This window comes from Aeromicrobium sp. JP4 (assembly GCF_054957925.1).
The window spans coordinates 745,747-758,802 of record NZ_CM143290.1; the positions used below are offsets into that span (position 1 = coordinate 745,747).

Sequence of the window (13,056 nt, forward strand, 5' to 3'; positions counted from 1 at the left end):
TACTAGCCTCCAGAGGTGACGCATCGCCCTGCCGGGCGCAGTGCCACGTCAACCTACCTGATCCGACTCGCTCCCGGAGGGCACATGGGCCACCTGCGTCTCGTCGACGGCCTGCGTGCCGTCGCCGCGGGCCTGGTGCTCGTCTCGCACGTCGGGTTCTGGACCGGGGCGTCCTCGATCGACCTCGTCGGGGGGTTCGTGGCCCGGGGTGACGCCGGTGTGGCGGTGTTCTTCGCGATCTCCGCGTTCCTGCTCCTGCGGCCCGCGATCGCCCGCGGCCTGGACGGGACGGGGCGCGAGGCCGGCGCGACAGCGCGCTACGCCGTCCGCCGCGCCGCCCGCATCCTGCCGGCGTACTGGCTCGCGCTCGCGGGCGTCCTGGCCGCGGCCGTCTGGCTCACCGGAGGGGCGGGTGGTCCGGCGAAGGTCGCCGCGCACGTCCTCGTCCTGCAGGGCTACACCGGCGACTACTACCAGTCGTTCACGCAGAGCTGGAGCCTCACGACCGAGGTCACCTTCTACGTCCTCGTCCCCGTCCTCGGGGGCCTGCTGACGCGGGGGCTGTGGCGCCGCGGTGGCTCCCGCGGCGTCGGGGCGCTCGTCGTCGTCACCGCCGTGGTCGCCACCGGCGGACTCCTCGCCCAGGCCGTGGCCGCCGCGTGGAGCCGAGCGGGTTCCGACGGCGGCGCCGGGGTGCTGGCCACCAGCGTCGTGGGTCACCTCGCCTGGTTCGGCGCGGGAGCCGTGGTGGCGCTGCTCGCGGAAGGCCATCGCCGGGGCGTCGGGCCCCTCGCCACCCGGCCGGTCCTGCTGGCCGTCTGGCGCTCGCGCCCCACGCTCGTGCTGCTCGCCGTGGTGGTCTTCGTCGTGGCCTCGTCACCGCTGGCCGGACCGCGCGACCTCACCCTCCCGACCGCCGGCCAGGCCGTGGCGAAGGAGGCCCTCTACGCGGTGTTCGCCCTGCTCCTGCTGGCGGCGTGCGTGCAGGATCCCCCGCCCGGGACACCGGCGGACACGGTGGCGCGCTGGGGCGTCACGCGCTGGCTCGGCGACATCTCCTACGGCGTCTTCCTCTGGCACGTCGTCGTGCTGCAGGTGCTGTTCGAGGTCACGGGCGCCGAGCTCTTCGCCACCGGCTTCTGGTGGACGCTGTACGCGGTGGCCGGGTTCAGCGTGGCGCTCGCGTCCCTGTCGTGGTGGCTGGTGGAGCGCCCGATCCTGGCCGCGGCGCGCCGTCGAACAGCGCCCGCGCCAGCAGCGAGAGCGTGAACAGGCCCGCCAGCTGACCCATCACCGTGCCGGCCGAGGTGCGGTCGACCACGCCGAGCGCAGCCATGGCCACCGCGCCGACCGCCATCGCCGCGATGGAGACGGGCACGACGAGCCGGCGCGGCAGCACCCACGCCAGCCCCGCGAGCACGAGACCGGCGAGGCCTCCGCACAGGAATCCCAGCGCACCGGTCACGCCCCATCCGATCCTGCGGTCGATCGCGGTCGCGGGTGCCGGCCACCGGTCCCACGGGAGACGGGTGCGCCGCGTGGCGACGAGCGCGCCGAGGAGCAGCAGCAGGGCGACCGGACCGGCCGCGAGGCCCCAGCGGTGCGCGGCCGACGGGGCGAAGTCGATCACGACCTCGCCGGAGAGGGACTCGGGCAGCCGGAAACCCTGCCGCCAGCCGTCGATCGTGACGGGCTCGAGCTCGCGACCCGAGGAGGTCGTCGCGCGCCAGCCCTCGTTGGCGCCCTGCACGAGCGCCAGGACCGCGTCGCCTCCCCCGCTGACCGAGGCGACGATGCGACCCGGCGACTCCTCACGCGCCAGCACCGAGCGTCCGGCGCCGGAGCCGAACTCGGTGGACCCGAGAACCACCCGCTCGACCTGGAGCGCGGCCGGGAGACCGGTGCGGACGTCGACCGTGCCCGGCGCGACGACCGCCTCCGAGCCATCGCACGGCTCGAGGGTCACGGGGTCGCCGTTCACCAGGAGCTGCCGATCCACCGTTCCACCCACTGCCACGGTGAACGTGCCGACGTATACGGGCGAGCAGGGGACGCGGACGGGCCCGGGCGCTCCGATGGCGTCGAGGTCGACCTCGGGAACGGTCCACTCCCCCTCGCCGGCCGTGCGCACAAACGTCAGGGTGACCCGGTCGGCCTCCCCCTCGACGACGCCGCCGGTGCGGGGCAGCATCGTGACGCGCCCGCCGACCGACGCCCGGATCCCGGCGAGGCCGGTGCCCCCGCTGGAGACCCGGCCGATCGTCGTGCTGTCAGGGAGGACGACGTCGACGGTGGCCGCGTCCCGGCCGGCCGGCACCCGCCACGCGGTGGACGGGTCGCCGTCGAAGGCCGCCCCGGGGCGACTCGTCGCGTCGTCGCCGACCCGGTCCTCGGAGGTGAAGCGCGCGGGCGCGTCGAGCAGCGCCTCCAGGTCGGGGCCCGGCCGCGACCGCGCCGTGACCTCGACCGGGACGCGAGACGACGACGTGGACTCGAAGGCCCACCGCGGGGTCGCGGCATCCTCGGCGAGCGGGCTCAGCACGATGCTCGTGCGCCGGGGGTCGACCTCGCCGGGCAGCCTGATCCGCGAGCCCCAGTCCTGGACGCTGCTGCGGACCTCGGCGATCCCCCGCACGACAGCCCGCGGTGCCGTCGGCAGCACGAGCTCGAGTCGCTCGAACTCCTCGGTGCCGAAGTCGGCCGTGCCGCGGCCCGCAGCGAGGTCGACGGTCATGACGCGCGTGGTCCCGTCGGCGCGCCGGGCGCGCAGCGTGACGCTGTCGACCGACGGTGTCGTCGGGGCCGGGACCACGGTGACGCGACCCAGTCGAGACGGCTCGGCCGGCACGAGGGAGAGCCGGCCGTCGGTCTCCTCGTCGGTGAGCCAGGCCGTGGAGGGGTCGCCGTCGAGCGCGGCGGCCGGGCCCGCGTTCGTGCCCGCCCACGCCGCGGCGAACGGGTCGGCCCCCGAGCTGGACGCCTCGACCGACGTGAGGCCGACCCACTCGCGCACGGGCTGGTTGGAGCGATTCCCCGCGGGCGGCAGGTCGCGCGCACCGATCGGCTCGGGTGAGTCGTCCGCGGCGTCGAGCGTGGGGCCGAACGCCAGCTGGGCCGGACGACCGCTGTTGAACTGGCGCCAGCGCAACGAGTCGGTGACGACGTCCGCGTCAGGGGCGGCAGGAGAGATCGTCGTCCACGTCCGCGACGGCAGCCCCAGCGACGTGAGGTCGTCGAGTGCCTCGGGCCCGCCGGAGACCACGACCTGGGCGTCGGCCGCCATCGACTCGACCACCGGCGCCGCCTCCGACCCGACGGTCCACACCGCGAGGTCGCCGAACCGCTCATGCTCGGCGAAGCCCGGCGACCGCTCGAGCGTCTGCTCCACGAGGTCGGCGGGCTGTGCCTGGACGAGGGGCAGCACCCCGTCGCGGACGACGACCCGTGCCACTCCCATCCGGGCGAGGAGGTCGGCCAGGCCCGGTTGGGCCACGCCCGTGGCGGCCACGGCGTCGATCCGGTCGAGCAGGCGCGTCGCTCCCGGGTGACCCAAGGGCGCCGCGGGGCGGACCACCACGGGCGACTCGGCGAGAGCGACGAGCGGCTCGTCGGACGTCTTGCCCCACGTGAACTCTGCGGTGCGCGCCGCCGGCAGCACCAGGGTGGAACCGCCGTCCTGCTCGTGCAGGGCGTCGATCTCCTCGGCGGCCTGACGCCACGTGGCGGGGATCTCCTCGTAGCTGTTGGCGTCGCCACCGCGCCCGGCCCACAGCGCGGTCGGGGACAACAGTGCCGCCGCCAGCACGACCACGACCGCTGCCCTCGGGACCCGGCGCGACCGGTCCAGGCCGTGCGACACCAGCACGGCGACCCCGAGGGTGAGCGGGAGCCGCACGAGCGGGTCGGCCTTGTGGACGTTGCGCAGGGCCGCCCCGGGCCCGTCGAGGAAGGCCCGGACGCCCTCGGCCACCGGGGAGCCCACGACGCCGGCGTGGCCGATCGTCATGAGCAGCGTGCCGAGGAGGGCCGACCCGATGAGGAAGCGGGTGACGTCGCGCCGTTCGCCGTCGCGCGAGAGGACCACGAGGCCCGCCACGCCGGCGCCGGCGACCAGCATCCCGCTCACGATGGCGACGAGGTCCTGGGCCTGCACCCAGCCGGTTTGCCACACCGGATGGGACTCGGCGTCGAGGATGTAGGCGATCCAGTGGTCGGCGCCCCGCAGGACGTTCGGCACCGACGTGACCGCCGTGGTGATCCGGGCGGTCTCGATGAAGTCCAGGAACGGGTAGCCGTAGCGGCCCAGCACGAGCAGCGGCACGACCCACCACGCGGCACCGACCAGCACGGCGACGGACCACGCGACGAGCGCGCGCCCGCGGCGCGCCGCGCGGGGGGCGGTGACGATCACCATCAGGGGCAGGAGGAGCACGACTGCCGAGGCCGTGGCGTTGACGCCGCCGAGCGCGAAGGTCAGCAGGCCCGTGCCCGCGGCCGCGCGGACGAGCACCCGGCGGTCGGTGGCCGGGCGCACCATGGTCCAGGCCGACAGGACGAGCCACGGCGCGACGGCGCCGGGCCAGGCCTCGACCGAGATCTCGGACAGGACGGTGACGACCCGCGGCGCCAGGGCGTAGAGCGCTGCGGCGACGAGGGCGACGTCGGGGCGCAGGCCGACGAGGCGACGCGCGAGGAGGTAGGTGCCGGTGAAGGCCACGACGAGCAGCAGGCTCCACCAGAGTCGCTGGGCGGCCCAGCCGGGGAGGCCGATGGCGTCGGCGAGGCCCATGACCGGACCGAGCGGGAAGAGGTAGCCGTACGCCTGGTTCTGCAGCTCACCGAGGCCGGCGTGGGAGTTCCAGGCGGACAGGGACCGCGCGAGGTAGTCCCACGGGGCGACCGTGAGGTCGAGCTTGGTGTCGGGCTGGGTGCGCCCGGGTGCGACGACCCACGGAAGAATCGCCACCAGCAAAGTGCTGGCGGCGATTCTGACCCGTTGGGCGACGTCGGGCGTCGCGCGGGGTTCGTCGGTGGTGGGGTGGATCACCCCGGATCGATCAGGACTCGTCGTACGCGATGACGGACGAGTGCGTCTGATCCTGCTTGACAGCGGTCTGGCTCGCGACGATGCCCAAGACCGCAAGGATTCCGAGAATGATCCCGGCAGCGCTGCCGCCGATGGTCCAGACTGCGTTCTCGCTCATGTGCCCCTGTTTTCCGTAGTCGAGGAAATACTTATCGGTAGCCTAGCAGCCCTCCGGCGGCTTGTCCCGTGGATGACACACCGGTGGGACAAGGTCCTCAGGCCGCCGGATCGCGGCGTTTCACGGCTCGTGCGACCACTCCGGCGGCGGCCAGCGCGAGGCCCAGCGCCCCCAGCACGAGACCGAGGTGGTCGATCGGCTCCGCGCCCGGCACGGGGGCCAGTCCCTCGTCCCCGAGGTCCCACCACTGCAGCGCCTCGGTGCGGATCCGCAGCTCGGCTCCACCCAGCTGGAGGGCGTTCAGCGTGGGCCCGGGCTGGTCGGTCTGCAGCAGCACATGACGCACGCCGGCCGCCCGCAGCGCAGCGAGGACGTCGCCCTCGGGCGCCGCGAGGGCTCGTGTCACCTCAGCGGCCCGGGGGTCCTCCCCCGCCACCATGCCGTCGCGCAGCGGCAGCGCGTCGTTCACCCGAACGTCCCGCTCGAGCAGGCGGGGCCACGGGTCGAGCACCACACGGTCGTCGTTCCAGTCGTATCGGCGGTACTGGGTCCACGGCAGCACGGCCACGGCTCCGGGCTCGGCCTGCTCGAGGCGCTCTGCCACGAACGTGAAGTCGACGGGCAGGTCGACCGAGCCCCAGCGGCCGCCCCCGGCCCACGCGAGGCCCGGCAGCGTGACCACGGCGACCAGGCCCGTGGCGGCGGCCAGGCCGCCGGCGACCCAGCGGCTCACCCCGCGTCGCGTGGCGGCCGCGCCGAGCCGGGCGGCGCTGAGTCCGACCGCGAGGGAGACCGCCACCATCCACAGCGCGGCGAACTTCTGGCCGTCGCGCACCAGTCCCCCGCCCGGCAGCTGCAGGACGACGAACGACACGAGCTCACGGCCGCCCGGGAGGCCCGCGACGATCGCCGCGACGAGTCCGACCAGCCCGGCCACGGCGGCGCCGAGGTACTCGGGCCGCGACCGAACCCGAGGGTCGGACCAGGCGACGGCGACCGCGACCAGCACGCCCAGCAGGGCGACGCCGGACAGCAGAAGGCTCTGGCGCTCGGCGAACCAGGAGGCCTGGTTCCAGATGCCGCCGCCCGTGAGGACCGAGCCGACCATGCCCCACGGGGTGTCGCCGCGGGCGGCGAAGGCCTCGACGCCAGCCGAGTCGGCCGAGGACGACGCCTGCGACCGCAGGAACGGGAACCACCACGAGGCGGCGACCAGCACCGAGACCGCCATCGCCCAGCCCCACGCGCGCCACGCCCGGGGCCAGCGCGATCCCGCCAGCAGCACGGCGGTGGCGGTGATGACGGCCAGCACCGCACCGGTCGACCCGGAGAGGCCGGCCAGGGCCATCACGACCCCGAGGGTGCCGGTGGGCGACTCGCCGCGGCGCAGCCGCCCGGCCGTGCGCACGACCCAGAACAAGGACGCGTACCCGAGCAGGTAGCCCCAGTGCCCGATCGCGAGCCGCTCGGCGACCCACGGGTTCCAGCACGCCACGAGGGCTCCCGCGACGGCGGCGCTGCGCCCGGGCAGCAGCGACCCGGCGCCGGCGCCGGCCGCCACGAACACGGTCACGAGGAGCAGCTTCTGGACCAGCCAGCCGGGCAGGAAGGTGGACAGGGCCGCGACGACGAGGTCGTTCGGCACGGCGCGCGGAACGGATCCGTCGACGCCCAGGGTCCGCTCTCCGAAGCCCAGCTCCGGCACGAACACCATGTCGTAGTTGAGCTGCAGCCCCGGCAGCAACGCCGGGCCGAGGATCAGGGCGGCGGCCACGAGGCCGGTGGCGGCCCCCACGAACGCGGGGGTCGTGAAGCGCCTCATCAACGCGCCCCGTGCAGGTGTTCCATCTCGGCGAAGGCCTCGCCCATCCGCCGGCACTGCGTGCGCAGGTCGTGGTGCTCGGCGACCCACGCGCGGTTCGCCTCAGCCTGTAACTGACGGCGCACGGGGTCGGAGAGCCAGCCCACCAGCGCGGCGGCCAGCGCCTCGACCTGGTCGGGACCCTCGACGTCGAGCAAGTCGTTGCCCGGCGCGATCGCCTCGTGGTTGCTGCCGCACCGCGTGGTGACGACGGGCAGGCCGCAGGCCTGCGCCTCCACGTAGGCCAGGCCGAACTGCTCCTCCCACTTCCACGTCGGGCGTGGGGCGGTGGTGAACACCGCCGCGCTGCGCAGCAGGTCGCCGACGCCCTTCGCGTCCAGGCCGCCGACCAGGGTGACCCCGCTGCGCGGGTCGTCGGCCGCCGCGCGGACGAGCGGCTCGAGCGGCCCTCGGCCCGCCACGACGAGCTCGGCCTCGGGGATCTGCCGGCGCACCAGCTCCATCGCCGCGAGGATCCGGTCGATGCCCTTGTTCTCGGCGAGCGGGCTGACGAAGACGACCCGCGGGTGCTCGACGATCTCGGCGGCCGGCGTGAAGATCGACGTGTCGACGCCCGGCTTCACGACGCGGATCACGGCGTCGTCGAAGCGGTTCTCCAGCAGGTGGTCGCGCGCCGCGTCGACCATGCACAGCAGCAGCTCGGCCCGACGGCACGACTCCAGCGCCTGGCGGTAGGGCGGGACGCGGTAGAGCGGCTGGCGCGCGAGGTTCTCCCACGTGACGACGGCCTGCAACGGACGCCGGCCCGTGCCCTTCGTGCGCCACTTCGCTGCCTGGCCGGTCACCAGCGAGCACAGCTCCAGCGAGGCGACCCAGTCGAAGTCGGCCGGGTCCTGGTCGCGGAGCTCGTTCACCCACGCGAGCGCACCGGCCTCGATGAACCGCTTGATCGGGCGGCGGTAGGTGCTGGGCACCCACGTGAGGTCGCCGACGGGCTCGTCGCGGGCGAGCGCGGTGACGTGCGTGTCGCCCATGAGCGACATGTAGTAGAGCTCGCGACGCGGCCGCTGGTCGGGCAGGGAGACCCAGAGCAGTTCGCGCGTCACCCCACGATCCTCACACCCCGGCCCGGCGGCGACCCGCACGGGCGCCCCACAGGTACCCGGCCGCCTCCATGACGCGCATGCCCGCCATGCCGAGGGCGTGGACGGGCCGTCGCACGAGAAGGCGCCAGTTCTGCGCGTAGGCCCGCAGCACCCCGCTGCCCTGGTCGGCCATCGCGCTGTCGTGCCGGTCGACGAGCGTCGGCAGGCTCAGCCCGTAGTAGTAGCGCTTCTGCCAGATGTCGCGCAGGGTGAGGCGACCCTCGTCGTGGTCGACGACGACCGGCGCCAGCGCCACGGTGCCGCCCGCGTCGCGGATCCGGAAGCGCAGGTCGGCGTCCTCGGGTCCGGACATCGACTCGTGGAAGCCGTCGGCGAGCATGTCGGCGCGCCGCAGCAGCCGCGGGTTGTGCAGCCACGGGGCGTCGAGGTAGCACTCGCGCTCGAGGGCCCGGCACTCCGTCCAGAAGCCGTCGCCGATCGTGCGCTCGGGCAGCGCCACACCGGTGGCGTCGGTGCGTGCCGCCGTGCGCACCGCGGCGCTCACGGCGTCGGGAGGCAGGTACATGTCGCTGTCGAGCCACAGGATCCAGACGCCCTCGGCCGCGCGGATCCCGCGGTTGCGCTGGGCGCTGCGCTCGGGACCGGCCGTGATGACGACGTCGGCCAGACCCTGCGCGATCTCGTCGGTGCCGTCGGAGCTGTGGTTGTCCACCACGATCAGCTCGACGTACGGGTGGTCCTGGGCGCGGACCGACGCCAGGCATCGCTCGATGGTGCGGCGGTTGTTGCGCGTCGGGACGATCACCGACACCAGCGGCTCAGTCATCGTCCGACCTCCGCGCGAGCAGGACGAGGCTGCCGGCGATCGCGAGCACGAGCCCGGCGGCGGCCACGTGGTGCGGGACGAGGCTCGCCGAGATCACGTCGGCCGACAGCTCGCCGATGCCGTCGTGTCGCGCCTGGACGACCAGCAGGGCCACGACCGACAGGAACGTCAGCGCCGATCCGGCGTACACGAGGCGGCGCGGGTCGACCGGACGCAGCCAGAGGAGCGCGGCCGCGACGAGGGCGCCGGCGAGTCCGCCCCAGCCGAGCAGCAGGCCGGCGCCGACCACGCCCACCCCGGTGAGGGCCGGCGCGGTGGCCCAGCGCGGCCTCAGTCCGGTGGGTCCGGCGACCCCGTCGGGGAGGGCGAACAGGCGGCGGCGCACCAGCGCCGTAACGACGAGAGCGAGCGCCCCGAGCAGGCCGAGACCGCTGGCACCGAGCGCGACGTTAGACCACAGCTGGGGCTTGTAGCGGATGTCGATCGTGGCGGCGGCACCGTCCTCGACGATCCAGCCGGACGAGAAGCCGTCGAGGACCACCGGGGCGCCGAGGTCCTTGCCGTCGGCGGTGGCACCCCAGTTCGGGTTGTGGCTCTGACCGGTGACGACCGCGTAGGGACCGTCGGCGACCTCGACGTCGAGCGTCATGCGCGCATCGCCCTCGCGGGTGATCTCGGAGATGATCGGCGACCCGAACCGCTCCAGCGACTCCCGCGTGTCGCTCAGCTCGAGCGAGTCGAGGACGAACGCGGGGTTGCCGTCGATGGTGTGCTCGCCGGCCTCCAGCCGGGTGGGCTCGCAGCCGACCCAGCGGGTGCCCTGCTGGTCGCTGCGCGCGAGCAGGCTGGTCTGGGGCTTCATCAGCAGGCCCTCGCCGTCGAGGACGGCGACCGGCAGGCAGTGCTCGCCGCCGTCGGCCTCGGGCAGCTCGAGTCCGGTGTCGATCGTGGTGAAGGTGGCGGGCACGCCCCTCGGGTCGCCCGTGATCCCGTCGATGGTCACCCGCACCGCGGAGCCACGGACCGGCCGGTCGAGGTCGATCGTGGTCTCGCCGAGGCCGATCTCGGACTGTGCCACGTCGACTCCGTCGACGCTGACCGTCACGCGGGTGGCGTGGTGCCGGGTCTGCTCGTCGTTGATCGTGGCGGCCTCCTGCACGAGGCGCACCTGGTCGATCCGGCGCGCGTCGCCGCGGATCTCCCACCAGGACCCGCGAGTGGTGCCGCCGGGCACCCAGCCCGTGTCGGCGTCGCCGTCGGCGGCCCGCGACGCGCGGTTGGCCGGGTTGTCGAAGTAGAAGCCGCTGGACTCCGCCTCGACGTCCTTGCCGCGACCCTCGACCCGGTCGTACATCACCTCGACCGGTCCGCTGACGCGGACCTCGGCACTGGTCTCGAAGGCGCGCCGGTCGGGCAGGGTCACCACCCGGTTCAGGGCGCGCTCGGAGTCGTCGTTCGTGGACGGCGTGTTCTGGACGCGCGTCAGCAGCACGTCGAGGGGCGTTCGCGAGAAGCGGAGGCGATCGGAGGAGTCGAGCTCGTCGTAGGTGTTCGACAGGGTCAGCGGGGTGCGACCGGCCACGTGGGCCTGCTTGCCACCCAACCCGATCTCGGCGATGCCCACGAAGTTGAAGCCCTCGCCGCGGGTGGACTCGACCGTGACGGTGACCTCGTCCGCCTCCACTCCCCCGAGTCGCGCCGTGGCCAGCCCGGTCTCGGGCAGGGTGATCGTGTCGCTGCGGCCCCCCGCCGACACGGTGACCTCGTCGATCTGGACGTCGCCGATCGGCAGCTGCGCGATCGGCACCTCGTCCAGCTCGACGGGCTCGTCCAGCGTGGCCACGAGGCGCTGGCCGGCGGCGGTGCCGAAGTCGCCGAAGCGCCAGCCCGTGGTGAGATCACCGTCGACCGCGAAGTCGCCGGTGCCGTAGGGAAGGTCGAAGAACGTGCCGCCCGACCGTGAGGTGGTCACCTTCACGACCGAGTCCACGCGCACGGTCTGGTCGTCCGTGTCGGTGCCGAGGGTGCGGGTGGCACCCGGATCCTGGTCCTCGCGCAGCAGCGGACCCTGTCCCACCGTCAGCCGGTTGGAGATGACGCTGCGCCGCGCGTTCGTGTCGGTCAGGACCATCCGACCGGCGGTGTCGAGGGCGCTGGAGAACTCGTCGGTGGAAAGGTCCTGGGCGTACCGCACGAGGGGCGACGAGTCGAGCAGTCTCGCCTCGGCCAGCGCGGGGAACGCGAAGCCGTCGCCGGCCACGATGACCTGTCCGTCCAGCGGCACGGCGCGGAGGGACTCGCGGGCCCCGCCGACGTCGTAGACCTGGACGGGCGGCAGCAGGTTCTCGCCGTGGAAGAAGGGGTCCTCCATCGCGGGTGACAGGGTGTTCTGGCCGGGGACGCCGAAGTTCTGGCGGCCGAACAGGCCCGGGTCGTTCGCGACGAGCTGGTTCATCTCCGCGGGGCGGGCGCCGCCGGTGTTCTCCCACACGACGTCGTTGCGCAGCAGCACCTGTCCGGCGCCGAGGTAGCGCGCCATCGTGGACACGGCGGCCCCGGTGGACGTGCCGGACTGCGCCGACCCGTCGAGGGCGGAGAGGAAGTTCACGCCGGGCGGGGACGCGTTCGGCGTGGTCTCGGGCACCACCGCGCGACGGTCGAACAGCGCGTTCACGACATCGTCGGGACGCTCCTCGGTCCACCGGTAGAAGGGCCGGACCTGACCGGGCAGGACGAGGACGGAGCCCGGCTGGCTGCTCTCGTCCACCGAGGCGGCCGCCTCGCTCCAGTAGTCGGGGATGTCGATCGGCGAGATGTAGAGGCGACCAGCCAGCGCCGGCAGGGACCACGCCGCGAAGATGCTCGCGGCCACCACCACGACCACCGTGCGCGCCGGGTGCCAGCGCCACACGCGCGGCCCGAGGTGCATCACCGTGATGACGATGCCGATCGTCATCGCAACGGCCAGCACCGCGCCGATCTTGTTGGTCGTGCGGAACGCCGACAGCGCCGGGACCTGGAGGATCTCGCCCAGGAGGCGGCCGAACGGCGACGCCGGCCCGTCCTCGGTCGGGAAGACACCGATCATGACGATCGCGGCGCCGAAGACGGCGACCGACACGAACACCCGGGCGCGAGTGCGCGCCCACGCCAGGGCGGTCAGGCCCAGCGCCGGCCACGCCGCGGTGAGCAGCATGATCAGCGGGCTGACGACGTAGACGGCGTGCTCGGGGACCCACGGCCCGGTGGAGCTGGAGCCGTAGAGCGGCCAGAGGCCGAGGCCGCGCAGCACCTCGGTCAGCGACGAGACCTTGGCGATGCCGGTGAGGGACTCCGAGCCCTCGACGATCTGCGCACCGGTCGTGAGGGCGGCGAACGCCGGGACCAGCCAGTAGAGGGAGAGCAGGACGACGAACAGGGCCGACTTCGCCAGCACGATCAGCGCGTCGAGCCACCGGAGGCCGTCGCTGGCGCGGATGGCCAGGACGACGGGGATGACGGCCAGCAGCTGGAACAGCGGCACGACCGCCACGTTCATGCCGCTCATCGCGAAGAACGTCAGGCCGAACAGGGCCGGCCACGCCCAGCTGGCCGGGCGCCGCAGGCCGTGGACGAGGCACAGCAGCTGCCACGGCAGCAGGGCCAGCGGCAGCGCGATGGCCAGGGTGGCGCCGGCGCTGATCGTGTAGGGATTGGCCAGCAGGAGCACGGCGGCCAGGAGTCCGCCCCAGCGGCCGACCTGCGGCGCGATCGTGCGCGTCAGGCGCGCCGCGCCCCACGCGGCCACCAGCCACAGCACGAAGTGGAAGACCTTGAAGGTCATCTCCGGCGACAGGCCGATCCCCCGCAGCCCGGACAGGACGAGCAGCACCGGGGCCAGCCCGACGTTGAAGTTCGGCGAGCCGAGGTAGGGCGAGGAGGTCCACGACGAGAGGTACTGGCCGAGCATCTGCCAGGGGCGGACGTAGACCTCGGGCTTGATGTCGGTGTAGAAGGTGCCCCAGCCGTTGAGGCCGATGACGAGAGCCAGCGCGAGGATCGCCGAGCCCACCACGAATCGGTAGTGGGTGAACAGACGCACAGGGACTCCCTCAGGGT

At 73.8% G+C, this 13,056-nt stretch carries 7 protein-coding genes; 1 reads left to right on the plus strand and 6 read right to left on the minus strand.

Annotation, left to right across the window (positions count from 1 at the left end; translation table 11 throughout):
* The first annotated feature begins 15 nt into the window (after positions 1 to 15).
* The gene (locus ACY1JX_RS03725; RefSeq protein ID WP_462565247.1) at positions 16 to 1,269 is read left to right on the plus strand and encodes an acyltransferase family protein; all 1,254 of its coding nucleotides are present in this window, start codon (positions 16 to 18) and stop codon (positions 1,267 to 1,269) included.
* On the opposite strand, the gene ACY1JX_RS03730 is transcribed toward ACY1JX_RS03725, so the two are convergent.
* The 6 genes from ACY1JX_RS03730 to ACY1JX_RS03755 form a co-directional block, all read right to left on the minus strand.
* Positions 1,169 to 4,966: an alpha-(1->3)-arabinofuranosyltransferase domain-containing protein gene (locus tag ACY1JX_RS03730; protein WP_462565248.1), complete on the minus strand. Its 3,798-nt coding sequence runs from the start codon at positions 4,964 to 4,966 to the stop codon at positions 1,169 to 1,171. The two genes, ACY1JX_RS03725 and ACY1JX_RS03730, sit on opposite strands and share 101 nt — an antisense overlap.
* Before the next feature lie 91 nt (positions 4,967 to 5,057).
* Positions 5,058 to 5,204, minus strand: a complete 147-nt coding sequence (locus ACY1JX_RS03735) for a hypothetical protein (protein ID WP_153302813.1) — start codon at positions 5,202 to 5,204, stop codon at positions 5,058 to 5,060.
* A gap of 97 nt (positions 5,205 to 5,301) precedes the next feature.
* Positions 5,302 to 7,026, minus strand: coding sequence for a hypothetical protein (locus ACY1JX_RS03740; RefSeq protein ID WP_462565250.1), 1,725 nt, complete (start codon positions 7,024 to 7,026; stop codon positions 5,302 to 5,304).
* Positions 7,026 to 8,132 (minus strand): glycosyltransferase, encoded by a 1,107-nt coding sequence (locus ACY1JX_RS03745; protein WP_206679995.1) that lies wholly within the window; start codon positions 8,130 to 8,132, stop codon positions 7,026 to 7,028. Before ACY1JX_RS03745 ends, ACY1JX_RS03740 begins: the two co-directional genes overlap by 1 nt.
* Before the next feature lie 10 nt (positions 8,133 to 8,142).
* Positions 8,143 to 8,958, minus strand: coding sequence for a glycosyltransferase family 2 protein (locus ACY1JX_RS03750; RefSeq protein ID WP_181755518.1), 816 nt, complete (start codon positions 8,956 to 8,958; stop codon positions 8,143 to 8,145).
* Positions 8,951 to 13,039 carry an alpha-(1->3)-arabinofuranosyltransferase domain-containing protein gene (locus tag ACY1JX_RS03755; protein WP_181755517.1) on the minus strand — a complete coding sequence of 1,363 codons (4,089 nt, stop codon included), beginning with the start codon at positions 13,037 to 13,039 and terminating at the stop codon, positions 8,951 to 8,953. Before ACY1JX_RS03755 ends, ACY1JX_RS03750 begins: the two co-directional genes overlap by 8 nt.
* Positions 13,040 to 13,056: the final 17 nt, after the last annotated feature.

Excerpts from the sequence above, each read along its gene's own strand:
- ACY1JX_RS03735 (WP_153302813.1), bottom strand. The coding sequence starts at position 5,204 with ATGAGCGAGAACGCAGTCTGGACCATCGGCGGCAGCGCTGCCGGGATC.
- ACY1JX_RS03740 (WP_462565250.1), bottom strand. The coding sequence starts at position 7,026 with ATGAGGCGCTTCACGACCCCCGCGTTCGTGGGGGCCGCCACCGGCCTC.
- ACY1JX_RS03750 (WP_181755518.1), bottom strand. The coding sequence starts at position 8,958 with ATGACTGAGCCGCTGGTGTCGGTGATCGTCCCGACGCGCAACAACCGC.